27 protein-coding genes and 1 pseudogene are annotated in these 25,493 nt (G+C 28.4%); all 28 read right to left on the reverse strand.

The features are described from left to right. Window positions 1–393: 393 nt before the first annotated feature. The 28 genes and pseudogenes from CLOBL_RS05170 to CLOBL_RS05300 all read right to left on the reverse strand — a co-directional run bounded on the left by CLOBL_RS05170 (window position 394) and on the right by CLOBL_RS05300 (window position 25,482). Window positions 394–996, reverse strand: coding sequence for a thioester domain-containing protein (locus tag CLOBL_RS05170; protein WP_077858042.1), 603 nt, complete (start codon window positions 994–996; stop codon window positions 394–396). Window positions 997–1,364: 368 nt separating this feature from the next. After that, window positions 1,365–1,562 (reverse strand): alpha/beta-type small acid-soluble spore protein, encoded by a 198-nt coding sequence (locus tag CLOBL_RS05175; RefSeq protein WP_009170450.1) that lies wholly within the window; start codon window positions 1,560–1,562, stop codon window positions 1,365–1,367. A gap of 239 nt (window positions 1,563–1,801) precedes the next feature. Then, complete coding sequence (gene uraA, locus CLOBL_RS05180) at window positions 1,802–3,097, reverse strand: uracil permease (protein ID WP_077858043.1); 1,296 nt, start codon at window positions 3,095–3,097, stop codon at window positions 1,802–1,804. Window positions 3,098–4,220: 1,123 nt separating this feature from the next. Beyond that, window positions 4,221–4,358, reverse strand: a pseudogene (locus tag CLOBL_RS27440) (sporulation initiation factor Spo0A C-terminal domain-containing protein); the annotation flags it as partial. Window positions 4,359–4,522: 164 nt separating this feature from the next. Further along, window positions 4,523–4,723 (reverse strand): hypothetical protein, encoded by a 201-nt coding sequence (locus CLOBL_RS05185; RefSeq protein WP_009170448.1) that lies wholly within the window; start codon window positions 4,721–4,723, stop codon window positions 4,523–4,525. A 131-nt stretch (window positions 4,724–4,854) separates the two neighbouring features. Beyond that, window positions 4,855–5,025 (reverse strand): hypothetical protein, encoded by a 171-nt coding sequence (locus CLOBL_RS27880; RefSeq protein ID WP_009170447.1) that lies wholly within the window; start codon window positions 5,023–5,025, stop codon window positions 4,855–4,857. Window positions 5,026–6,295: 1,270 nt separating this feature from the next. Next, window positions 6,296–7,117 carry a sporulation transcription factor Spo0A gene (gene spo0A, locus CLOBL_RS05195; protein ID WP_009170415.1) on the reverse strand — a complete coding sequence of 274 codons (822 nt, stop codon included), beginning with the start codon at window positions 7,115–7,117 and terminating at the stop codon, window positions 6,296–6,298. 603 nt (window positions 7,118–7,720) lie between these two features. Next, window positions 7,721–8,911, reverse strand: a complete 1,191-nt coding sequence (gene spoIVB, locus CLOBL_RS05200) for a SpoIVB peptidase (RefSeq protein WP_077858045.1) — start codon at window positions 8,909–8,911, stop codon at window positions 7,721–7,723. 228 nt (window positions 8,912–9,139) lie between these two features. Next, on the reverse strand, window positions 9,140–10,828 hold the full coding sequence (gene recN / locus CLOBL_RS05205) for a DNA repair protein RecN (RefSeq protein WP_077858046.1): 1,689 nt from the start codon (window positions 10,826–10,828) through the stop codon (window positions 9,140–9,142). 19 nt (window positions 10,829–10,847) lie between these two features. Then, complete coding sequence (locus tag CLOBL_RS05210; protein ID WP_077858047.1) at window positions 10,848–11,300, reverse strand: arginine repressor; 453 nt, start codon at window positions 11,298–11,300, stop codon at window positions 10,848–10,850. Further along, window positions 11,297–12,151 carry an NAD(+)/NADH kinase gene (locus CLOBL_RS05215; protein ID WP_077858048.1) on the reverse strand — a complete coding sequence of 285 codons (855 nt, stop codon included), beginning with the start codon at window positions 12,149–12,151 and terminating at the stop codon, window positions 11,297–11,299. Before CLOBL_RS05215 ends, CLOBL_RS05210 begins: the two co-directional genes overlap by 4 nt. A 17-nt stretch (window positions 12,152–12,168) precedes the next feature. Further along, on the reverse strand, window positions 12,169–12,978 hold the full coding sequence (locus tag CLOBL_RS05220) for a TlyA family RNA methyltransferase (protein ID WP_077858049.1): 810 nt from the start codon (window positions 12,976–12,978) through the stop codon (window positions 12,169–12,171). Window positions 12,979–12,990: 12 nt separating this feature from the next. Further along, entirely contained in the window at window positions 12,991–14,847 is a 1,857-nt protein-coding gene (gene dxs, locus CLOBL_RS05225) for a 1-deoxy-D-xylulose-5-phosphate synthase (protein ID WP_077858050.1), read from the reverse strand. A 17-nt stretch (window positions 14,848–14,864) separates the two neighbouring features. After that, window positions 14,865–15,734, reverse strand: a complete 870-nt coding sequence (locus CLOBL_RS05230) for a polyprenyl synthetase family protein (protein WP_077858051.1) — start codon at window positions 15,732–15,734, stop codon at window positions 14,865–14,867. Beyond that, window positions 15,721–15,945 (reverse strand): exodeoxyribonuclease VII small subunit, encoded by a 225-nt coding sequence (locus tag CLOBL_RS05235; protein WP_009170407.1) that lies wholly within the window; start codon window positions 15,943–15,945, stop codon window positions 15,721–15,723. The genes CLOBL_RS05230 and CLOBL_RS05235 overlap by 14 nt, the downstream gene beginning before the upstream one ends. 50 nt (window positions 15,946–15,995) lie before the next feature. After that, complete coding sequence (gene xseA, locus CLOBL_RS05240) at window positions 15,996–17,204, reverse strand: exodeoxyribonuclease VII large subunit (protein WP_077858052.1); 1,209 nt, start codon at window positions 17,202–17,204, stop codon at window positions 15,996–15,998. Continuing rightward, window positions 17,194–18,042 (reverse strand): bifunctional methylenetetrahydrofolate dehydrogenase/methenyltetrahydrofolate cyclohydrolase, encoded by an 849-nt coding sequence (locus CLOBL_RS05245; RefSeq protein ID WP_077858053.1) that lies wholly within the window; start codon window positions 18,040–18,042, stop codon window positions 17,194–17,196. The genes xseA and CLOBL_RS05245 overlap by 11 nt, the downstream gene beginning before the upstream one ends. A 396-nt stretch (window positions 18,043–18,438) precedes the next feature. Next, entirely contained in the window at window positions 18,439–18,840 is a 402-nt protein-coding gene (gene nusB / locus CLOBL_RS05250; RefSeq protein WP_077858054.1) for a transcription antitermination factor NusB, read from the reverse strand. Between the two features lie 308 nt (window positions 18,841–19,148). Next, complete coding sequence (locus CLOBL_RS05255) at window positions 19,149–19,529, reverse strand: Asp23/Gls24 family envelope stress response protein (RefSeq protein WP_009170403.1); 381 nt, start codon at window positions 19,527–19,529, stop codon at window positions 19,149–19,151. 100 nt (window positions 19,530–19,629) lie between these two features. Continuing rightward, window positions 19,630–20,145, reverse strand: a complete 516-nt coding sequence (locus CLOBL_RS05260; protein WP_009170402.1) for a SpoIIIAH-like family protein — start codon at window positions 20,143–20,145, stop codon at window positions 19,630–19,632. A 39-nt stretch (window positions 20,146–20,184) separates the two neighbouring features. Then, on the reverse strand, window positions 20,185–20,796 hold the full coding sequence (gene spoIIIAG / locus CLOBL_RS05265) for a stage III sporulation protein AG (RefSeq protein WP_077858055.1): 612 nt from the start codon (window positions 20,794–20,796) through the stop codon (window positions 20,185–20,187). A 64-nt stretch (window positions 20,797–20,860) separates the two neighbouring features. After that, complete coding sequence (gene spoIIIAF, locus CLOBL_RS05270) at window positions 20,861–21,472, reverse strand: stage III sporulation protein AF (protein WP_077858056.1); 612 nt, start codon at window positions 21,470–21,472, stop codon at window positions 20,861–20,863. A gap of 9 nt (window positions 21,473–21,481) precedes the next feature. Then, window positions 21,482–22,789 (reverse strand): stage III sporulation protein AE, encoded by a 1,308-nt coding sequence (gene spoIIIAE / locus CLOBL_RS05275; protein ID WP_077858057.1) that lies wholly within the window; start codon window positions 22,787–22,789, stop codon window positions 21,482–21,484. A gap of 9 nt (window positions 22,790–22,798) precedes the next feature. Continuing rightward, window positions 22,799–23,182 carry a stage III sporulation protein AD gene (gene spoIIIAD / locus CLOBL_RS05280; protein WP_009170398.1) on the reverse strand — a complete coding sequence of 128 codons (384 nt, stop codon included), beginning with the start codon at window positions 23,180–23,182 and terminating at the stop codon, window positions 22,799–22,801. An 8-nt stretch (window positions 23,183–23,190) separates the two neighbouring features. Further along, window positions 23,191–23,388 (reverse strand): stage III sporulation protein AC, encoded by a 198-nt coding sequence (spoIIIAC, locus tag CLOBL_RS05285; protein ID WP_009170397.1) that lies wholly within the window; start codon window positions 23,386–23,388, stop codon window positions 23,191–23,193. 47 nt (window positions 23,389–23,435) lie between these two features. Further along, window positions 23,436–23,954, reverse strand: a complete 519-nt coding sequence (spoIIIAB, locus tag CLOBL_RS05290) for a stage III sporulation protein SpoIIIAB (protein WP_077858058.1) — start codon at window positions 23,952–23,954, stop codon at window positions 23,436–23,438. After that, entirely contained in the window at window positions 23,942–24,862 is a 921-nt protein-coding gene (gene spoIIIAA / locus CLOBL_RS05295; RefSeq protein ID WP_143323839.1) for a stage III sporulation protein AA, read from the reverse strand. The genes spoIIIAB and spoIIIAA overlap by 13 nt, the downstream gene beginning before the upstream one ends. 254 nt (window positions 24,863–25,116) lie before the next feature. Continuing rightward, complete coding sequence (locus tag CLOBL_RS05300) at window positions 25,117–25,482, reverse strand: CD1247 N-terminal domain-containing protein (RefSeq protein WP_077858060.1); 366 nt, start codon at window positions 25,480–25,482, stop codon at window positions 25,117–25,119. Window positions 25,483–25,493 lie beyond the last annotated feature (11 nt).

Consider the following 25,493-nt stretch of genomic DNA (forward strand, 5'->3'; position numbering starts at 1 on the left):
TATTTACTTAGCTTACAAATGCTTTAAATGTAATTTCATTATTGCAACATATATACATTATATCTTTATTAACTTATTACTCTTAAATTTATTATAGCTTTCAGATATAATTGTATAAATTTGATCCTTTATATTAGCTTTGTAATCTTCTTTAAAAATAAAGCTTTTTGTTAAAAGATTCTCAAAAAGCTTGTACATACTATAATTATATACACTATAAAAAAAGCGTACCATTTTAATGTATATATGTCAAACTACGCAAATATCTTTATATTTATAAATTAAAAGTGATAAGTATAGAATAAAAGATTAAATTTACAAAAACAACTCTCATTAAATCCCTTTATTCTTAAACCTATCACTTATTATTTCTAATTTATAAATACTTATATATTATCCTTCTTGAGGTGGGTATTCTTTTTGTATTGATTCTGCTTTTTGTTCTGATAGTAGATCATCATAATACACAGTAATTATCTCTTGAATGGACTCATCGTTTGTTTTATAAGCTTTAGTTCTTATTTTATTTGCATATTTTCCACTCATACCATCAAGATATATATTTTTTATAGCTTCTAATATTTTAGGATTGGCTCCTTTCATTTTATTAACATCATACCCCTCCATTCCACTCCATATTGCTATTTGTGTCGCGAAATATGCTTCATTTTCATTATCTAGATTTAACTCAGCTACAGACCTGTTAGGATATCCTGCTGCAACTATATTATTAATATTTTCACTAAGGGCCTCAGGCGTATTAAAAGTTTGACCTGATGGGTAATTCTTATTTATCTCTAAACAATATACAACATTATTACTTCCTTCTATTCTAATTCTTCCAGCAGTAAGATCATATCCATCATATTGAATTGTATATAATGGAGTCTTATCTGTAATAACTTTAAAAGATTCTTGGACATCAGCTCCAATTATAATTCCCATGAGTATAGTAACGCTTATTAAATAACTCAAAAATTTTATAAGTCTTTTCATCGTATCATTTCCTCCTATATATCTATTTAGAAATAGTTTTCGTTTAAATTGTTCAATATATTCAAAATTAACTTAAAAAGTTAATTATTTATAATTTCACTATACATTTTAGTTTTTTGTATTTATAAATTTACTTAATATAAAATACCCTGTATAGTCTATTTAGCTTCTCAGCATAAATTTAGTCGACTTTACAGGGCATCTTTATAAAAGGTTTGAAATTCATGAGAGTGAACTATTTTCAATTTTGAAATACTCTTTAAGTATTTTATCTCACAAACTTCACTAAGTTATGTCATTTCAAAGATACCTGGCATCTTTAAATGCTTCTAGTACATTTTTTGGAGATTCGGCTTATTAACCTAGGTTTATAGTCCTTGTTCGTAGCTTTCTATCATTCTTTTAACCATTTCTCCTCCAACACTTCCATTTTGCCTTGAAGAAAGGTTTCCTTTGTCTGTGCTTTCATAGTTTGATAATCCTATTTCTGAAGCAACTTCAGTCTTTAATCTGTTTAAACCTGCCTTTGCTTCTGGAATTAAAGTTCTGTTATTATTTGAAGCCATATCTATCTTCCTCCCTTAAATTTAATTTTGCCTGGCAGTAATATATTAACCATCATTTTTAAAAATAATCTATTAAAATATTCCCAAAAGTGACATTAAAATGTGGCATTAGATTTGTTTAGACAATATTCCTTTATAAAAAAGAGAACATGCAAATTCCTGCATATTCTCTATAAATCCTAATAATTTAATTTTATTAAATTATAAACTGCATTATCTTATGATAAAGTACCGCTATTTTATTCTGCTTCATTCATTATTCCTAATTTATCGAAAATCATAAAACATATACTTAGTACCATGGCTACTAAAGTAGCTAGTCCCATTCCAGTTATTTCAGTACTTCCTAAAGTTAATTTTATTCCACTTAACCCAACAATAAATATTATTGATGTAAGTATTAAATTTCTAGATTTAGAAAAATCAACTTTTTCTTCAATAAAGGTTCTAAGACCTGAAGTAGCAATTGTTCCAAACAATAGCAGACTAATCCCTCCTATAACAGGCGTTGGAATTGTACTAATAAGCGCTGACATCTTACCCGAAAATCCTAAAATTATCGAAATTAATCCTGCCCCACAAATTACATATACACTATATACTTTAGTTAATGCTAAAACTCCAATATTTTCACCGTAAGTTGTTGTAGGTACTGAACCAAACATTCCTGAGATAATAGTAGATAATCCATCTCCAAGTAAAGATCTATGAAGACCTGGATCTTTTGTTAAATCCTTCCCCATAATGCTTCCAGTAACCTTCAAGTGTCCAACATGTTCCGCTACTACTACAAACGTAGCTGGTATTATTGTTAAAATTGCATTTATATCAAAATGAGCAATTTTGATATTAGGGAGTAAAATGAAACTCGCATTGTTTACTGCGCTAAAGTCAACTAATCCCATGAATAATGCTGAAATGTAGCCTACCACTACACCTATTAATATAGGTATAATCTTCAAAAAACCTCTCAATAAAACATTGCATAAAACTACCGTAACTAGTGTTATCATAGATACAATTACCCAAGGAACGTTTAAAGTCTGCGTATTGCTTCCTCCTACTGGAAAACCTGCCATGTCGGCTGCAGTATTGGCTAAACTTAAACCTATTACAGTTATTATTGCCCCCATTGCTGCTGGTGGAAACAACTTATCAATCCATCCTATTCCTGCATATCCAATAATTAATGCTATTATTGAGAAAAGTACACCTACTGCCACAAAGCCACCTTGTATAGTCTCAAAATTATAACCTTGGCTATATAAAAGTAACACTGGTGATATAAATGCGAAACTTGATCCTAAATAAGCTGGAATTTTCTTTTTAGTAAGAAATGCATATAATAATGTCCCTATACCGTTAAAAAACAAAACAGTTGCCGGGTCAATTTTAAAGATAAGGGGCACTAGAACCGATGATCCAAACATTGCAAACATATGTTGAAAGCTTAATGGTATTGCCCTCTTCAAAGAGATATTTTCTGTAAGTCCTATAAATTCATTTTGCTTTTCTAATACTTCATTATTTATCATTTTTTCCCCCTTCTTAGTTTCTCTGAACTAAATTAAAAGTATACCTTACACAAGGTAACATAAATATATAGACTTTGTCAATAACATTACGAAAATATTAAGTAATATCTTTAATAGTGCAAAATCATGTAATTTTACTAAAATTTTATTGTTATAATTTCTCTTAATATTGACATCGCTGGAATATTGAAGGTATAATATAATTGAAAAGTAGTTAAATATTATTTACCCCTTATTAACTTACTTTTTTTGAATGACTTATTCCCCTAAGTAAGTCATTCATTTTTTATATAATTATTTATTATCTAATCCAAATTTACTCAAAGATGTATAAAACTAAAACACACAATGATTTGAATAAACACATCTATTAAAATCTTCTTATATTTTCTTAACTTCCCTATATATAAGTATTATCATTCTTGATAATTAATTTTTAATTTAGTTTTGAGATTATAGAAAAATTAATAATGATAGAGATATAAAGTGAATAAAGCTAGGGACTATTGAAACCCTAGCTTTATCTTTTCAGAAAGATGAGTGTACTTATGTGACTTTAAAATTATTTTCGGAGTAATCCTAGAATATTATTATTAAAATCATTGTCCATGAGAATCACCTCTTTCATAATTATTGTGTGCAAAACAAAATAAAATATACCTATAATCAATCATAATTACAATTTCTTATATTTAAAGCTTAACATATTTTTTATCTTATCATAACAATTATATTTTATAATTATCTACAATGATAAACTTTTTTCATTTATATTTCCTATTAGAAATATTTATATGTAACAGCTTATTACCCCAATAAGCTGTTTTTTATTAACCATTTGAATTATGGACATAATAAAACATTCAAACCTTAAGTATCTTTTCGTATAGTTTTTACAAGCAATTTACTATAATATTATTTATCATTTTGATTTTGTTGAAATTTTAGGTAACAAAAAAACACTTTGATATATTGATTAAAAATCTAAAAATCAATATATTAAAAGTGTTTCTATTTACATATTTATAGGTTTAAAATTTACGCTTTCATATTCTGATACCAATAAACTAATGACTTTATTAGTTTATTGCTTAAAGACTAATTTCATAACCACTCGGTCAAATTAGCTGACTTTATTCTTAAGTCTTAATTTCTCAGCTATTATAGCTATAAATCTACTATTTGGGGGCTTGCCTTTATAATTATGAATTATATATCTAAATAATCTGTTAGTTTATCCCATTCGTTTTCTTCCCCATGCTTACTAGCTTTTAAAACTTTTAATAAAACAAATTTATTATAATTTTATAGTAATTTTTCTTAATAAAACTGAACTTGATCAGTTTGTTTCAAGTATATCACTTTGTTGGATATACTTTTTATGTAATACTATATCTTTGTTTACTACAGTAATAAATTCCTACATTATAAATATATTTCCTTTTCACTTCTCATTTCTTCACTAACTTCTTTTAATATCCTATTATTCATTTCTACAACCTGTTCTTTGGTAAGCCCCTTTCTTTTGATAGCATTAACAAAAGCATTGGTTATTTGTTCCCAATTATTAATATTATCCGAATGTAATTCGATATCTTTTAATAGTTCATAAATATTTTTATCCATTATTATCTTGCCCCTTATTAATTGAATATTATATACATCATTATAGCGAACTTATGTTCCTATGTAAATATAGAAATAAAAAAATAAGGGTAATAAACAATATTTCTACTGTCTACTACTCTTAAAAATAATCATTGAGCTTGTAAGAATTCTTCATAGCTTTCTATCTTATCCTCTACATTTGTTTTCTTTAACCAACTGTTATATTTTTTAATGACTTCTTCTACTGTCTGTAAATTAAGTTCATTTTTCTTTTTACTTTCATATTCAGCATACAAGTTAATCTTCATTAAATTTCCCATATCTATTTCACCTCACTTTATCAATAATATATTATTTTATGTAAATGATATCAGCTTCACTTTTAAAATAAGGATAGTAAAAATTTTGCTTTTAACTATCCTTATTTAAATTTAATGTTTAAGAAAAAATATATTGTAATTATCTTAGGAGTCTAACGCTATTGCTGTTAGCTTAGTGTGTAAATTAATATTATCATAAATTCATATTTTATACAATACTATTTTTATCGGATTTATTGGTTTTTTAAAATAAGAGCACTAAAGATTCCACTCTACTCCTCTAACTTTGTAAATATAGATGTTTTCTAATAGACTTAGGAATGCCCATTAGTATTACTAATTCCATTTATGCAATAAGATACTATTATAAAATATTTAATATATACTAATAATGATTATTAATTCTTTCAAATTAAATTAGAATCCTTTTCAAATAACAAAAGTTTTATTTTCAAATAATTTCTCTAATATTTCAATTTTATTATCATACTTATCAACTTTACAATCATGTTCTTCTATCTTTTCTGCTATTAAATCTTTTTCTCATTTATTAACCTCCATTAATAAACATAATATAATTTTCAGGATAACTTATTGTTCCCTGATAAGCTACCCTTTTTTATTTATTTTTTAATATAAAGTTTATATAAGTTTAACGAACTTATTATAATATCGTAACAATTGTTGCTTATAATAATACTATAATAATGATTTAGTTTTTTCATCGTTATTTTTCCCTTAACACACTGTACAGTAAAAAGGATAGCTCTTTTAATAGGTTATCCTTTTTATTTATACTTTAATTTTGAGTTAATATATTTGTCATAATACTGTCACAAACCAATAATATAATAAAATCATAAAATATTTAAGAATTATTATTTCCCCTAAAATAATAATATATATAACACAGTATTCAGGATGGCTTGTTAAGGAACAGGTTGTCCTTTTTATTTTTCAACCATTTGCTGTAACTCTTGAATTAAACTATATTAAGTTTTAACGTATAACTTAATTGTTTTAACAGATAAATTTTTGTAACTCCAATAATAAAAAAAATCTTGAATTAAATTTATTATTTGTTTGGATTTTTTAATAATTCTTGGCAAACAAAAATACCTTTTGTATATTAGTCTTTAAAACAATATACAAAAGGTGTTTACCTAATAATTCAATTTAATAGTTATATACATAAATCAGTAAAATCTATAGCAATTTTTATTATGTTTATCGACATAAGATTTCTGCTAAATGGTACCATGCGGTCAAATTAGCTAACTTTATTCTTAAGTCTTAATTTATCAGCTATAATAGCTATAAATTCACTATTTGTTGGCTTGCCTTTATCATTGTGGATTGTATATCCAAATAGTCTGTTAATAGCTTCTATTTGGCCTCTGCCCCATGCTACTTCTATCGCATGTCTTATAGCCCTTTCAACTCTTGAAGCTGTTGTATTATACTTTTTAGCTATTGATGGATATAATTCCTTTGTTACTGCTGATAACAACTCCATATCGTTTACTACCATAGTTATAGCTTCTCTTAAGTACATGTATCCTTTTATGTGTGCCGGAACACCTACTTCATGTATTATGTTTGTTATTTCTGTTTCTAAATCTACAGGTGCTTTTGATTTAGTTTCTGATACTGAAGACATCATTGTTGATGATTGATATGAACTTCTAATTGACGTTTCTCTAGTTATATTATTACTGAACATTTCTCTTATTCTCTTTGTAAACACTTCCATATCAAAAGGCTTTACAGTATAATAATCTGCACCAAGAGTTATTGCTTGTTGAGTAATTTTATCTTGACCAACAGCTGATAAAATAATTATTCTTGGAACCTTTTCTAGATCCATGGTATTTAATTTTTCAAGAACACCTAATCCATCTAAATGTGGCATAATAATATCTAGGATAACTAAATCCGGCTTTTTCTCTACTATTAATTCTAATGCTTCCCTACCATCCTTGGCAATTCCTGTAACTACAATATCTCTTTGGTTTAATAAGTAGTCATTTAATATGCTGCAAAATTCTTTGTTATCATCTGCAATAAGTACAGATATTTTTGAATCTTCCATAATTCTTTCTCTCCTTTTGTCCATTCTTTTTTATGTTTAGTATTTAATATATAATTTTAACCCTTCTAACCACATCTTATTCAGTAATTATATAATCATATTCTGTTACATTATTGCTTGTGTATTTTGCTAAGACTTCGTTTCATTATCAGGGTATGTACTAAGGTATTAATAATACATAATAAATCCTATTAATATATTTCTTTTTACATAAATCTTACTACATATAATTATCATAATGCAATTATCTTCCACTATTTGTAAATTATACACTTTTTTTCTCGTAAAGTAAATACTTTATTAAAAAATACTTTTTAGGCGTTCTTTTATAAAAATGCAACTATATTTTTCCTTAGCTATCAATTATTAAATTATTATATATTTATTATATAATTATATTTATTTTTCTACAATGTATATAGTGTTTTTATTTAAGAAGTTTTATCCAAAATTCACTTTTTTTATTTTAACTATATATTTTTAATAATATTTCATAATAAATAAAAAAATGCTGTAATAAAAGCATGTTTTTATATCTTTAATATTAAATATATTTAAGAATAAAGCAAGGTGGAATTTTATTAAATTCCACCTCACCTAACATTACTTTATTATTCCTGCATCTTGAAGCATCCATTCTATATATATCCCATATCCTGTATCAGGCTTATTAATTAGTACATGTGTCACTGCTCCTATTATTTTATTATTTTGAATTATAGGACTTCCACTCATTCCTTGAACGATACCTCCAGTTTTTTGTAATAATCTTGGATCTGTGACCTTTATCACCATACTCTTAGAATTTGGAACAGATTGATTTAAAACTTTCTCAATTTCAATATCAAATTCTTGCGGTCCATTTTCATCAATAGTTGTAATTATCTTTGCTTTACCTACATATATTTCGTCTCTAAATCCAACTTTAAGTGGCTTTACACTTTTATTTAAGCATTCTGTGTTCGTAACTTCTCCAAAAATTCCACTTTGAGTATTTTTTTCAATTGTTCCACTTGGATTATTTTCGTTTAAGAAAATGCCTTTTAGTTCACCTGGCAGTCCTTTTTCGCCTTTCCTAACGCTTATTATAGAAGATTCCAGCATATCTCCTTTTTTAATTAAAAACGGCTCATTTGTATCACAATCTGTAATTGGATGTCCTAATGCACCAAATGTTTTAGTTTTATCATCGTAAAATGTCATTGTTCCAACTCCAGCTGTAGAATCTCTAATCCATAGCCCAATTTTATAGTTTTTACTATTTTCTTTCTTTAAATGAATTGTCTTTGTAAGATTTTTTCCGCTTCTTAATATATTGACCTTTATATACTCATTATCAGATTCTTTTATTGTTTTTAGTAAATCAAGAGAGTTTTCCATATCTTCACCATTGACTTTTAAAATCACATCTCCAATTTCAAGACCACCAGCTTTTCCCGGACTTTCTTCTTTTTTGTTATCAACTTCAATATCAGAATATCCAACCACAAGCACACCCTCACTATTTACCCTCACACCGATAGGATTTCCACCTGGACATATCTCTAAGTCTTTTATTTTTTGAACTTCTACTGATTTTAATGGAATCATTCCTAAAAATTTTATTTCATATTCATTTCCAACATTTCCGATTTTTTTGATTGTATTTCCTATAGGTGCAATAGACTGAACCGTTTTATCATCTTTAGTATATATTTTGCTTGGCAATTTTCTTATACTAATTGCAGTAATTAAAATCAAAATAAAGATTGGAGTTATAATTAAACCAGTTGTACATAAAAGTTTTTTCTTCATATTTCTCTCCTCCTTTACTTTCTAATTTTAATTTTCCCACTAGATTAATGTCTTATCCTATAGGAAGTCTGTTATTCTAGACAAAAAATTTAGCATATACTAAATTTTTAATGTATAATAATTTTATTTCTTTTATATAAACAAAATTTCTTTAATTTACGATAAAAAAATAAAACCATGCATCACTCACATGGTTTTATTTTTACCAATTTTTTATTGTATATGTATTTATTTTTTAATTTCTATTTTTTTTTGCTCGCTTATTTCTATCATCTCTCTTACATTATTTAATGTTGCTTCTGTCACGCTATCTCCTGCTAACATTTTACATATCTCAAATTCTTTTTCCTCTTTTGATAAAACTTTTATTTTGGTAAATGTCTTATCATCTCTTACCTTTTTAGCAACAAAATAATGGTAATCAGACAATACTGCTATTTGTGGCAGGTGAGTAATACATAAAACTTGATGTGTTTTTGACAATTGATACATTTTCTCGCCAACTCTTTGAGCAACAGCTCCGCTTATTCCTGTATCTATTTCATCAAATATCAAAGTTGGTATTTCATCCTTTTCAGCAAAAACACATTTTAATGCTAACATTATTCTCGATAGTTCTCCACCCGATAGCACTTTTTCCAGAGGCATAAGAGGCTCTCCAGGATTTGTTGAAATTAAAAAGCTAACCTCGTCAAATCCTCTGTCATTAAAATCTTCTTCGCGGATAACTTTTATCTCCATCCTTGATTTTTCAAGTCCTACAAACACAAGTTCTTTTAAAATTTTTTCTTCCAATAACTTACCTTTGCTTACTCTAAGTTCATGAATAATCAAAGCCTGTTTTTCCATTTTAGATAAGATTTCTTTTTCCTTTTCCTTAAGTTCTTCTATTATTTTCTCAGAGTTAACTATTTCATTATATTGTTTTTTTATTCTCTCATGATATTGTAATATTTCCGGAACAGATGGGGCATACTTTTTCTTATACGTATTTATTTCATAGATTCTTCCATTAACTTTGTCTAAAGCCTCTTGATCAAAGACAACCTCTTCAGACATATCACGAATTTCATGACTAGCTTCTTCTATTGCATAATATGCCTCTTCTATTGCTTGTTTATTTTTCTTTATCCTCTCAAAATGGCCTTCAACACTTGCGAGTTCTGCAATAACCTTTGAAATTGAATCAATCACACCAAATTCTTCATTTCCATTCAGTATTCCATAAGATATTGCCAAACTATTATTTATCTTTTCCACATTTGCTAATATATTATACTCTTCTTTTAATGTCTCTTCTTCATTTTCCTTAAGCTTTGCCTTTTCTATATCTTCAATTTGAAATTTCAAATAATCTAATAATTTTTCTCTATCTGAATTTCCATTAATTCTTTTGATTTCTTCTCTAATCTTAATTAAATCTTCTCTTAAGCTGCCAAACTTATTTAATGGACTTTGTATTTCATTTCCTATAAATCCATCTAAATATGATATATGAGTATTTCTTTGCAAAAGTTCTTGATTTGCATGCTGGCCATGAATGTCCAAAAGTTTTGCTCTTATTTTCCTAAGCTGAGATGTAATTAAGCTTTTTCCGTTAACCTTTATTAAATTTTTGCCACTGACATGACTTTCTCTTGAAATTATTAATATATCTTCATATTCAATATCTAGTTCATCTAAAACTTCGCTTACTTTAGACTTATCAAGAGTAAATAAAGCTTCCACATATGTTTTTTCTTCACCTGTTCTTATTAAATTTTTAAAAAATTTTCCGCCAAGAACACAGTCTATTGCATCTATCATAATAGACTTTCCTGCTCCTGTTTCACCTGAAAGTATATTAAATCCTTCACTAAAGTTTATTGTTATTTCCTCTATTAATGCAAAATTTTTAATATTTAATTGAATTAGCATTTCATCCCACCCTTAATATCTATGATGACATTCTTTTTCTAATTTTATCTACTAAATCTTCAGCACTTTCAATGCTTCTTACTAAAATAAAAATAGTATTATCACCCGCTACAGTGCCTGCTATATCAGCACTTTCCAAATTATCTATTGCTTCAGCTGTAATTGGTGCTGAACCTGTTATAGTTTTTATAACAACCATCTTATCTACATTTTCTACTGTAAGTACAGTGTTAGCTAAAATATTACTCAACCTGTCAATAATATTCTTCTGTTCTCCTGCTGATACAACATACTTAGATTTACCATTAGATGATTGCATTTTTATTAATTTTAAATTTTTAATATCTCTAGATACAGTTGCCTGAGTTACATCAAATCCTTCTTTTTTCAATGCTTCTGCTAGTTCCTCTTGAGTTTCAATTTCTCTTGAACCTATTATTTCAAGTATTTTTGTATGCCTTTTTGATTTCAAAGTTCATCACCATCACATTCTTTAGAATTATTTAAAACCTTACTTCTTAACACTTTAAAATAGTCATAATCGTCAAATAATAGTAATTTTACATTTTTATTATTCTTACTTAATTTTATTGAAGTATCGTCATCAACTTTAATTGATTTCTGACCATCTACTGTTAAATAAATATTCTCATCCTCATGGTCTGCACATACTTCTATAACACTATTACCATTTAATATAATAGTCTGCATGCTTTTAGTATGTGGACATATAGGAGTTATTGATATAAGTTCCAAATCCGGATATATAAATGGTCCTCCAGCAGAAAAAGAATATGCTGTTGAACCAGTAGGTGTTGCTATAATAAGTCCATCACCTTTAAAGGTAGAATATATTTTACCATCTACATATATTGTGAATTTTACCATTCTCGATAAAGTTCCTCTAGCTATTACTACATCATTTAATGCTCTAATATCCTCTTTGTATTCTTGCGATTCAACTTTACAGTTTAACATCATTCTTTCCGCTATGTTATATTTGCCTTCTTCTATCTTATCAAGAGCAGCATCAATATCAGATATATCAATACTTGTTAGAAATCCCAAGTTTCCTATATTTATCCCTAAGATAGGCGAATGGAAAGTTTCATTTAAAGCTCTTGCTATTCCTAAGAGAGTTCCATCTCCCCCTAATACAACAAGTAAATCAATACCTGTCAAGTCTTGTATTTCCATATCGTAAGCATTAAATACAAAAATATCTTCTAGCTCAAACCTATCTCTGAATTTCTTTATAACCATATCTAATATTCTATTATCTTTATCTTTTAACGAATTAATTGCAAATCCAATCCTTTTCATAGCCCCTCCTAAAGAAGTTAAATTTCCACATGCGATGCTTCAACTACTATATCAATATCTTCATTTTTAAAATCGCTTTCTTTATTTTTATCCTTTGTAAAATAGACTAAATATTCTATATTGCCTTCTGGACCCTTTATAGGAGAGTATCCTACGCCTAAGATATTTAATTCCTGTTCAATTAAAAAATCTATAATACCATGAACAACCTCTTTATGAGTACCTATTTCCCTTACAACACCTTTTTTACCTACTTTTTCACGTCCTGCTTCAAATTGTGGCTTTATTAAAGCTACAACTTCACCATTTTCATTTAAAAGATTTAAAGTCGCCGGCATTATTTTTTTTAATGATATAAAGGATACATCAATGGAAGCAAAATCTAATGATTCTCCTATATCTTCAAGAGTTACATATCTTATGTTCGTTCTTTCCATGCAGACTACTCTCTCATCAGTTCTAAGCTTCCAGGCAAACTGTCCATATCCCACATCTACTGAAAATACCTTTTTAGCCCCATTTTGAAGCATACAATCAGTAAAACCTCCTGTAGATGCACCTATATCCATACAAACCTTACCTTCTAATGAAATATTGTATGTGTTCATTGCCTTCTCTAATTTAAGGCCACCTCTGCTGACATACTTAAGCGTTTCACCCCTATATTCTATATTAGAACTAATACTTACCTTTTCTCCTGCCTTATCTACTTTTTGATCATCTACATATACTTTACCTTCCATAATGCAGGCTTTTGCTTTTTCCCTAGAAGTAATTATGCCCTTTTCAACTAAAAGTATATCAAGTCTTTCCTTTTTTTCCGCCATTTGTTTCTCCTTTTAATCATAAAGCTCTATTACAGCTTTACTTATGTTTTCGCAATCTAGTTTATATGTTTTGTATAAAATCTCCACATTTCCTTGAGGAATAAACTCATCGTCATATCCAAGACACCTAATAGTTCCTCTGTATTTTATTTCACTCAAATAATCCTTTATAGACGAGCCTAATCCACCTTTTAAAATATTGTCCTCTATAGTTAAAATATTGTATCCTTCTTTATTAATGCTTTCCAGTAAGTTTTTATCAATTGGTTTTATAAATGTTGCATTTATTATAGTTGGATTAAGGCCCTTTTCGTATAATATATCTTTAGCAAGCATTGCATGCTGAACCATTTTACCTGTTGATATTATACATACTTTAGAACCTTTGTTTATTATCTCCCATTTTCCTTCTTCAACAGCTTTAATCGGCGATAAGGTATTAATAATATTTCCACCTCTTGGATACCTTACAGCAACCGGAGCCTTCTTATCAATAGCCCATTTTAATAAAACATCAACTTCTTCTAAACATTTTGGTGCAACTATATGTATATTAGGCATCATAGATAAATAGGATAAATCATTAATGCCCTGGTGTGTTTCTCCATCTTCTCCAACTATTCCAGCTCTATCTATTGCAAATACCACTGGAAGGTTTTGAATACAGACATCATGCAATACTTGATCAAAAGCCCTCTGTAAAAATGTAGAATAAATTGCAAACACAGGTTTTAATCCATTACTAGCCATGCCTGCTGCCAAAGTAACTGCATGCTCTTCTGCAATACCAACATCGAAAAATCTATCTTTGTATTTAGTTGAAAAACACTTAAGTCCAGTACCATCAGGCATTGCTGCTGTAATTGCAACGACTTTCTCATCTTGAGCTGCAATATTAACTAACGATTTTCCAAAGGCCTTTGAATAACTGTTTTTAGGTGACACTTTTAATTCTCCACTTTCTAAATTAAAAGGACCCACTGCATGATATTTACTCGGACTCTCTTCAGCTGATGCATATCCTTTTCCTTTTTGAGTTAATACATGTATTATTACTGGGCCATTAATTTCTTTTGCTTTTAAAAATACATCTGTCATTGCATCTATATCATGACCATCAATAGGTCCAATATACTTTATTCCTAAGTTTTCAAAGAACATAGATGGAACAACCAATTGTTTTATACTATCCTTAACCTTAGATATTTTTCCTGCAATGTTTTTTCCTAAGTTCGATGTGTCTAGTGATGCATGTATATCAGTTTTAAGCTTATTATAACCTGGTGCTATTCTAAGCTTATTTAAATATCTTGATAGTCCACCAACATTTTTTGAAATAGACATTTGATTATCATTTAATATGATTATTAAATTCGTTTTTCTAAAACCAACATCGTTTAGCGCTTCAATTGCCATTCCACCAGTTAATGCACCATCACCTATAACTGAAATAACATTATAATTTTCTCTCTTTATATCTCTAGCTCTTGCAATTCCAAGAGCAGCTGATATAGAGGTACTGCTATGACCTGTGTCAAAATAGTCATACTTACTTTCATTTCTTTTTGGGAATCCGCTCATTCCTTCAAACTGCCTAAGTTTTTTAAACTTATCTTTTCTTCCCGTTAATATTTTATAAACATAGCTTTGGTGTCCTACATCCCAAACAATTTTATCTCTATCAAAATTAAAAGCCTTAAATAAACTTAATGTAAGTTCTACAACACCTAGATTTGATGCCAAGTGTCCACCTGTTTTTGATACACTATCTATTAGAAATTCCCTAATTTCATCACTTAAGACATTATAATCATTTCCATTAAGCTTTTTTAAATCTTCTGGGAAGTTCAATTTATCTAATAATTTCACAATAATCATTCCCTCTATTAATTTTCTCTATTTAAAAGATTGTATGTTAAGCTTATTAAGCATTCTGAATTAACACTTAAATTCTTGAGAGCTAAGACACAGTCTTTTGTTAACGAATCACATAATTCATTACATTTTTCAATTCCAAAAACCGATATAAAATTAGTTTTATCATGTTCTTCATCAGTATGGATGTTCTTTCCAAGCTTTTGAGCATCACCAATAACATCTAATATATCATCTTTAATTTGGAAAACCAATCCCAGTTTAGCTCCATATTCCTCTAATATTTTCAAATCTTCTTTTGGTGCATTCGCTAAAATTGCACCAGCAACTATTGATGCCTTGATTAAAGCTCCAGTTTTCTTTGAGTGCATATATTCAAGTTCATCTTTTGAAATTTTCTTGCCTTCAGACATAACATCTACTACCTGACCACCAATCATTCCTTCTGCTCCAGCAGCAAAGGCTATTTCATGCGCAGCTTCTAATGCATTTCCTTTATTCTTCAAAGCATAATTCATCATGATTATCATTGATTCATTTAATAATGCATCTCCTGCCAGAACTGCTATATTTTCTTGAAATTTAATATGATTTGTAGGCTGACCTCTTCTTAGGTCGTCATCATCCATGCATGGAAGATCATCATGAATTAAAGAATACGTATGAATCATTTCTATAGCTGCTGCCATTGGCATTACTTTTATATATTCTTCTTTATAAATATAATAAGTCAATGCAAGTAATATAGGTCGAATTCTTTTACCTCCTATATTTAAGCTGTAACTACATGAATCATATATAATCTTGTTATATGTTCCTTTTTCTTTAAAATATTCTTTTAAATATTCATCAATATCTTCTTTTAATTTATTTATCTCCATAATTTTCACTAAACTCCACTTCTCTATCGTCTTTAATTACAGAAACTTTTGATTCATATGAATCTAAAATCTTGTAAATCTTATTTACAAGTTTAACTCCTTCTTCATAAGATTTCATTGAATCCTCAAGATTTATCTCATCAGTTTCTAAATTATTTAATACTTCCTGAAGTTTAGCTAACATATCCTCATAACTTTCTTTCTTAGCCATAATAAAAACTCCTTATACTAGCAATAAAAAAATAATTACACTATCTCATTTTATTTCATATGTCCTAAAGGTGTGAAGTTTCCATTAACTTCCCCATCTTTTAAAATAATTTTTAAATCTTTGATTTCCTTTAATTGTTCTTTTGATGTTATTAGATTTTTTTCATCATCTTCTATTATAGCATATCCTTTTGATATTACATTAATAGGGTTATGTGCAAAAAGAAGATTATTTAGACTTTTTATTTTATTCTTCTCATCCCTAATCTTTGCCTTTATAATGAAATTTAATCTATCTTGTAATTTATCTATTTCTAAATATGAGTTAGATATTTTAGTTATTGGAGAGTGAAGCTTTAAAATTCTTTCTGCAGAAATTAAATTATTTTTGCATTCACTCATTTTATCATCCATTATTTTATCCAAATCTTTAGAAATCTCAAAAAGCTTTTCTTTTATTATATTACTTAACGGAACTGCTATTTCAGCGCCTTGAGATGGTGTTGCCGCTCTAACATCTGATACGAAATCACATATTGTAAAATCTATTTCATGTCCCACGGCTGAAATTATAGGTATCTTTGAAACAAAAACAGCTTTAGCTAATTCTTCTTCATTAAAATTCCATAATTCTTCAATTGAACCTCCGCCACGGCCTACTATTATTATATCTACTGATTTCTTTTTATTAAAATAATTGATACCACTGATTATTTCCTTATATGCATCTATTCCCTGGACTTTAGCTGGATATAATACAAGATCAACTAAACTACTCCTTCTAGTTGATACATTTATAATATCTCTAATTGCTGCTCCTGTAGGTGATGTAACTATTCCTATTCTCTGTGGATACTTAGGCAATGATTTTTTATGAGCTTCATCAAAATAGCCTTCCTTAGATAATTTTTCTTTAAGCTTCTCAAATTTAATAAATAAATCTCCAAGGCCTTCTTTTTGTATTTCATCACAATAAAGCTGAAAGCTTCCTGTTGCTGGATATATTGAGGCCCTGCCTTTGATTACGACCTGCATTCCTTCTTCTAATGCAAAATCCAACAAAATTGCATTACTTTTAAACATAACGCAATTTATTCTGCCATTACCATCTTTAAGAGTAAAATAAATATGTCCACTGCTGTGATATTTCAAATTAGAAATCTCCCCTTTTACAGAGAGATTACCTAAAATAAAATCATTGTCCAGCATTCTTTTAATATAATTGGTGACTTCAGAGACTGTTAATGTTTTAATGTTCATCTTCTCTTAAAGCCTCACATGCATTTTCTATTAAAAGAGTAGTTGTAAGTGCTCCAACTCCTCCTGGAACAGGTGTTAAAAACTTGCATTTATTTATAACCTTATCAAAATCGACATCACCAGTTATCTTTCCTTCAAAGGATGAAGTTCCAACATCTATTACGATAGAATTTTCATTAACATAAGTTTCATCAATAAATTTTGGTCTTCCAATTGCAACTACTAATATATCTGCCACTTTACAAACTTCTTTCAAATTTTTAGTCTTTGAATGGCATATTGTCACTGTAGCATTTTCATTTAATAACAGCTGTGCTACTGGCTTTCCAACTATATTGCTTCTACCTAGAACCACTACATTTTTACCTGTAATATCCATATTTAAACTTTTAATCAATGTAACTACAGAATTAGGTGTACAAGGCAAAAATCTTGGTTCTCCCATATATAACTTTCCTTGGCTTTCAAAAGTAAGACAGTCAATATCTTTACTTGGAGATATTTCTTTAATGATTTTCTTTTCATTAAATTTCTTAGGAAGAGGTAATTGTAAAATAATGCCTTGAATATCATTATCATCATTTAATTTATGTATATCTGCTATTACATCCTCATCACTGCAACTTTCAGGCAATATTACCTTTAAAAACTCCACTCCTAAAGATGTAGCTACCTTTTCCTGGCTTCCCATATAATAAATTGATCCGCCATCATTTCCCACTAATATAGATGCAATTTTAGGTATTTTTAAATTTCTTTCTTTCCTGTTATTAACAAAATATTTAATTTCCTCTTTTATTTTTAATGCTACTTCTTTACCATTTATAATTTGCCCCATTATAACACCTACCTACTTAATTTAGTTATGAGTTAAAAGTTATGAGTTATGAGTTAAGGAAGAAAAGCCACTGGCTTTTCTTAAATAAAAATATTCTTTATAAATTTCTTTAGGAATTTCATCCTCAACTCCTCACTTTAACTTATCACTTTTTACTCTCAATTTGTAACTTCAACTTATCTCTTACCACTTATTACTTTTATTTATTTGTTATCTATATTATTATTTTTTCTTTTTTACAAAAATATATATATGTTGCAATAATAAAATTACATTTGGAATAGCTATAGTCTAAGTAGATATCTCGATATAAAATGCATAAAATTAATTGCAACATATGTATAATACTTTAATCGATGGTAATGTATACATTATGTAATTCTACAATATATAGAACTAATTTTCCTTAATTTTGTCTAATACTCCATTTATAAATGCTACACTTTTTTCATCTGAATATCTTCTAGCAATTTCTAAAGCTTCATTAATTGCAACATTTCTTGGAACTTCCTTATCGTACACCACCTCATATGTTGCAAGTCTTAATATACTTAAATTTACTTTAGATATTCTATCTATCTTCCAATTATGTAAATTAGCCTCAATTACCTTATCAATTTCTTCTTTGTTATTTTCAATACCAATTAATGCTTGTTTTACATAAGTCAAATCAATTTCTTTTATATTTCCTTCGTAATTTTCTACAAATCCTTCTACTACCTCTTCTATTGTATCTTTACTCAAAGTCATTCCAAATAATAACTCCATAGTTTTTTCCCTTGATAACTTTCTATTCATATATTCCTCCTAAAACACGTATCATAGTTATTATGTACGTTTATAATTATACACATTTTTAATTTCTTTTAAACCTATTAGACACATGAAAGAGATTAACAGTCAAATATATTATGATTATTTTTCAGCATGCAAGAAGGTAAATTATCTTCATAAATAATATCCTATTAAGACAGTCTGCTGATAAACAGTAACTTAATAAGTATAAATATGCTAATTGAGCTTCCTTAAGTAAAAAATAGACCGCTAACTTTGAATGTGCCTCACATAGAAACACCCTCTGAAAGCTTCAGAGGGCGAAAATCAAACTAGTTAGATTCACTTTCTTCCTTTTTAGGTAAGTAAATATTCTGAACACAAATGTTAACTGCCTCTACATATAGTCCAGTCATTGCCTCAACAGTTTTTTTCACATTATCTTGGACTTGAGATACAACATCCATAATTTTTCTTCCATACTCAACTGATACGTTCATATCAATAATTGCTCTGTCCTCCTCCAATGTTACTTTACTTGCTCTGGCAGTGTTTTTTTTACCTTTAAATATGTTTGTTAAGTTATTTGTAACACTCATTTGACCATCTAATATTCCATCAACTTCCTGTGCCGCGATACCAGCTATGACACTCACCACTTCATCAGAAATTTTAACTACTCCAATGTTCTCTTCCCTAACTAAATCTTCCATGTTGCGTAACCTCCTAGGTTTTGTAATAACAAAACATGATAATCTTGTGTTTATTATATCAAATATAATTTAACATTACAAATACATTATGGTTTTTTTGCTATTTTTGAACTTGTATTATTACATCTTTTATTTTTGATATATCTTGAACAATTTCTTGTATGGCTACAGTTTCATTTTCTTGTAACTCTGTTGCCGATTTAACGATTACTGTAGCTTTATTTGAATCTAATCTGCATAAAGCATCTTCATATCCCTTATTTTTAATACTAAGCTCTATTCTTCCTTCGTTGTCTTTTGTCATTGTCTTTTGAGTTAATTCTTTTGTAGCTTCATCCTTTTGCTCTTTTGATGTATTGGCATCTGAAATTATCGAATTTAATGTTTGAATCGTAGCTGAATCCTGTTGATCTCTTTGGCTTTTAGCATCATAAAAATTATTTTGTTGATTTAATGCCTCTGCATCCTGTTCACTAGTTGATTTATCAGCAGATAAAACTTGACTTAAATCTGTTGGATCATTTAATCCTCCATTATTAAGTTTTGCAGCTAGCATCCCTACACATAGTATTAATGCTAATAATGTAAAAATAATCCCACATTGTTTCTTTGTCATAATAAACTTCCTCCCATTCTTTTTCTATAAAATTATATGCTACTTCTTCATGCTATATACATTAACCTTATCTAAACTTAAGTTATATAGTTTAGATAATGCTTGTTCTATTTCATATTTTATCTTGCTGTTTTCAGCTCCTTCAGCAAGTACTATAACTCCAACAATTTTAGGTTTATATGTTTTTAATATGAATGGCTCATTATTTCCATCTGATGTTGACATAACAATTTTTGATGAATCTGTATCTTGATTATTTACTCTCTTTCCACCTTCTGTATCAGTTTCCTCTGTAGTTGATTTTTGAACATTTTTATCATATGCCGGAACTTTCTCTTCTCCATTTTCAAATGTCATCATTACCTCAACGTCACCAACTCCATCCATCTTTTTTAATATATTCTTTAAGTCTATCTTCTGTTTTTCTTCATAATTTACTTCTTCTTCACCACTTAGCTTAGTTTTATCTCCACTATCTGCAGTTGTTATAGCCTCTGATTTATTATTATTAATTAAGTTCTTATTACCAGATGTTAATACATTCATAGCTATCAAAATGAACACCAAAACTAAGCATATTATTATTAAATTTCTAAAATTTTTTTGTCCCAATATTTTATCAATTTCTTTTTTCAAGTTATTTTTATCCATGTTTTACCTCCTATTCTTCTTAATCACAAACAGTGTGTATATAACCATTTAATCTTTGAATCAACTAATTTGAATCCTTTTTCATTGGATATACCTCTATCTTATCTTTTGAAATATCTAATTCATCAGATATATAATTTACTATTTCTGTATATTTCTCATTTTCATCTTTTGCATTTTCATTACTGTTATCGCTTATCACAATTTTTTTCACCTTGTTTACCTTGTTATCAGCTACACCTATCTTTAGTTTTTTTACATTAAAAGTTATATTAGAAAAATCTATATCACAGTCAACTTCACTTTTAAAGTCCTCATTTTTAAATTTATTTCTAAGTAGATTATCACAATTTTTATTAAAGTTATTTACAAAAGCTTTTTTCCTGCTATTTTCATTATCATCTTTTGTAAATGCATCTCCATTATCAGAATTGATTTTATTTTCTTCCCTTGAAAAGACCTCTTCATAATTTTTAATATTGCTTATAACATCCCTTCCTCCATTTGATACAAGCTTTAAAATCGGATTTAAAATCGCAGTTATGAGTATTAATCCTAATACAAATTTAATATATTTCTTCATCTTGTTATCGGGAGCCATAAGCTCTACTGCACTTATGAATATAAGAACAGTAACAAGATTTATCACAATGCTCTTTAAAGTTTCTATAAACATAAGCTATTCCTATCCTCCAACTATAAATCTTCCAGAAGACGCCATAATGCTAATGAGAACAAAGAAAACTAAAGTTACAGTAAGAACACATGAAATTATTAATACCATTGAACTCCCTGCCGCTTCTATAGATTTTGTTATCCTCGAATCACTTATTGGCTCAATCAATGCTGCTGATAATTTATATATAAATGTAATAAGTATTAATTTAATAAGAGGATGCAATAGAATTAAAATAATAACAACTAAGCCTATTGAACTTATTGCATTCTTTATGATGAGTGAATATCCTGCAACAGAAGCGATAGCATCTGAAAATGCTTTCCCCACTATGGGAATAAAATTATCTACAGCAAATTTTGCTGTCTTTAATGTAACTGCATCAATTGTAGTTGATGTTATTCCTCTAATTGTTAATAATCCTATAAAAATTGTAACTAGTATTCCCTGAAACCATACGATAACTTGCTTAAATAACTTGCATAGATTTGTTATCTTGTGTTCTGTCGAGATATTATTAGCAAATTCAAGAACAAAGCCCATTAGTATCATTGGAATTATGACATTGGAATATATCTTTGGAATGAATACCACTGCACCAAGTACGATAGGATCCAATGTTGCAGCTTGGCTAATCCCTCCTGCAAGTGAAATCATTGTAATAAGTACTGGAAGCAAAGCATTCATAAAATTCGAGACATCACTTATTACATCCTTTGCAACTGAAATTGAAATAATAAAACTTTTTGATAACAATACTATAATTAGAGAGTAACAGGCATAAAAAGCAATCTGTGATATACTTTCACTCGAAAACGCTTCTTGCAGATTCTTAAGCAGTGAACATATTATTGCTATTGTAACTATTGAGATTATAAGTGTTAAAACGCTCTTAACTTCTTTAAAAGTTATGCTTAAAACAGCCTTTAAAATTGTATCAAGAGAAAGATTTCCCTTTCCTTCTTTTATATATGTCTTTATATATTCTGCTGGATCTAAGTTGTCCATAAGTTCTTCATCGCTTTTCATCTTGCTAATGTAATCATATAGCTTATAAATTTCTTCCTTAGCACTCCCGTCCAATTGCCCTATATTATCATCTGTGTTTTCTGTAACTTGTTTATTCTCTTCTGGCTTATTATCATAGTTTGAATTGAAATTAGATTTAGCATTCGTATCCTTATTACTATTTTCTTCTGCTGCATAAACCGTATTTATTTTTAAAACTTCAGTACCTGGAATAAATGAGACTGAGACAATAATATTTATTGCAAGACTCATTATTAATAGAAATGTAACTCTTTTTATTATCTTCATAATCTACACCTACATTATTTGCAATATAGAATTTAACACAGCCATAAGTATTGGAATTGCAAGTAATAAAATCATTATCTTGCCTGAAAAATCAATTTGTGTTGCAAGACTATCGGCATTAGCATCTTTGCAAAGTGCACTTGAAAATGATGCTATATATGCTATTGCCAAAATCTTTAATACAATTCCAATATAAACTGTATCAATGTTTGCTTTATCAGCAATTTCCTTTATAAAGTCAACTATTTCTTTAAGTGGTTCTATCATAATAAGAAGGATTAACGCACTCGCTCCTATACAAAGTAGTGGTCCAATTTCACTGCCAGATCTTCTAATAAGTACTAGAATAAATAATGCTGTAAAGGCTAATGCTACAATTTTTAATATAAGCATAATATCACCTACATCACAAACATCGTCTTAACAGTACCGAATAAATCACCAATAAGTGAAACTATCATAAGGAGAATTATTACAACTCCTGCTATGTTAGTAATAGCTGCTATTTCAGCTTTTCCGCTACTAGTTAACACCTTATCTAAGACCACTAAAAGTATCCCCGCGCCGCCAATTTTAAATAGAATACTTATATCATGCATTCATCTTCCCCCAGTCATATCATATTAGAATTCATTATCATCATGTTTTATATTATAAATATAATTATCATTGCCCCTAAGCACATTCCAAGATATCTATACAACTTTATATTTTTTTTAGCGCTATCATCAGCATCATTTAAATTCATTCTTATACCCTCAATAGCTAAAAAGAATATCTTTTCTTGACCATACACCCCAGATTCCCCAAGAGACTTAAAAAAATCCTCCATAATCTTTTTATCATCTTTATTTAAATAAAATTCTTTATCTAAACCCTTGAATTCTTCCACTGCACCTTGATGAACGCTTTCAACATTGCCCTTTGTTAGCCTGTTTGCAATAGCTTCTGTAAAACTACTTAGTGGACTGCATACTTTATGTGAAAGATTTTCTAGTGCTTCTGGTAAAGGGGTCGTTCCATACATAACATCATTTTCAAGAATGGTTAATGCTTTTAATATTTCCTTAAGTTGATTCTGTCTTTTTCTGAAAGTTTCTCCATATGCAAAGCCAATATAAGTGCTTAAAATAAATATGCATATTGATAAGCTCAATTTAAGCACATGTTGTCACCTCCTTTTAGGCTATACACTTTCTCTATAGTTCCAACACCATTTCTATTGCTTAATATTATCGCTCTCTCTAATATTTCATTATCAAGTAAATCACCTAAAACTTTTCGTTTGTATAAATCTTCAATAGTAAATCCATGAATTGTAGTAATTATATTAACTCCAGAATTAAAAGCCATAATAAGTGCTTCAATATCTCCTTTAGTTCCTATTTCATCACAAATCAATACTTCTGGAGAAAGGCTTCTAATTGCCATAATAAGTCCTTCTCTCTTTAAGCAATTATCTAATACATCAGTTCTTATTCCTAAATCACTTTGTGGAACTCCAAAATGACATGCTCCTATTTCACTTCTTTCATCTATTACTACCACTTTTCTTCCGTTTAATCCTAAAGAAGATACTCCGTTCGATATATTCCTGGCAATATCTCTTAAGATTGTTGTTTTACCACATTTAGGAGGTGATATCACTATTGTGTTATAAATTCTATGGGAAGAAGCTATATATTTCATTACTTTATCTGAACATCCTATAACTTCTCTGCAAATTCGCACATTAATAGATGAAATATTCCGTATAGTTTTAACTTCACCCTTTTCCATAACACACTCACCTGCTATACCTATTCGATGTCCTCCTTTAATCGTAATAAAGCCCTGCCTTATATCTTCTTCATATGCATATAATGAATAACTAGAAATCCTCTGAATCATGCTTTTCATATCTTCTTTTGTAGGAAAATAATTTATGATACTTTCTCCATACTTTGAATAAACTAAAATTGGTTGTCCAATCTTAAGTCTAAACTCATGAATTTGTTCATTTAAAAGCCTCTCCCTAAGTAATTCTCCTATTTTAAGCGGAAAAATTGCTACAATTTCCTCTTCACCTATCAAACTTCTCACTGCCTCCTCCACTGTTCTTTTATTTAATTAATATGTAATGTTATTCTAAAATATTACTTAATTATGTTTAGATAAAAATAGTTTATTTAGAAATTATAAATTTAGAATTTCTATTAAGTTCTCACTCTATTTCTTTGCAAATACAAAAAGGACTACCTTAACTTTTTTGTTAAGATAGTCCTTTTTGTATTTATATTATTAAGATAATTATATAATGTACTAAAAGTACCCACTAATATATAGTTTTATCCCTTAATGTTTTTATTACAATATGGACATGGAATTTCTTCGTTATTGCTTAGAGCAGATTGTTCTATAAAAATTTGTTTATGACAATGAGCACAATTTATTTCTTTATATTCATCTTCCATATCATTTAATTCATCTATCGATAATTCCTCAAACAATTCATCTTGAATATCAGATAAATCATCATCCATAAACCTTATATTCTCTTCAATGGCTTCTTGATTTATGGTTAATTCTTCTAGTTTTGCGGTCATTAATTCTAAAATAGACGATATATTATTAAAATATTCTTGATATTGTTTATTTTCTATTTTAGATAAACTCTTTTTTAAGTTTTCAACCTCTTTGCTAAGCTCTTCCATATCTTTTCACT

The sequence above is a fragment of the Clostridium sp. BL-8 genome (genome assembly GCF_002006495.1).
Classification (GTDB): Bacteria; Bacillota; Clostridia; order Clostridiales; family Clostridiaceae; genus Clostridium.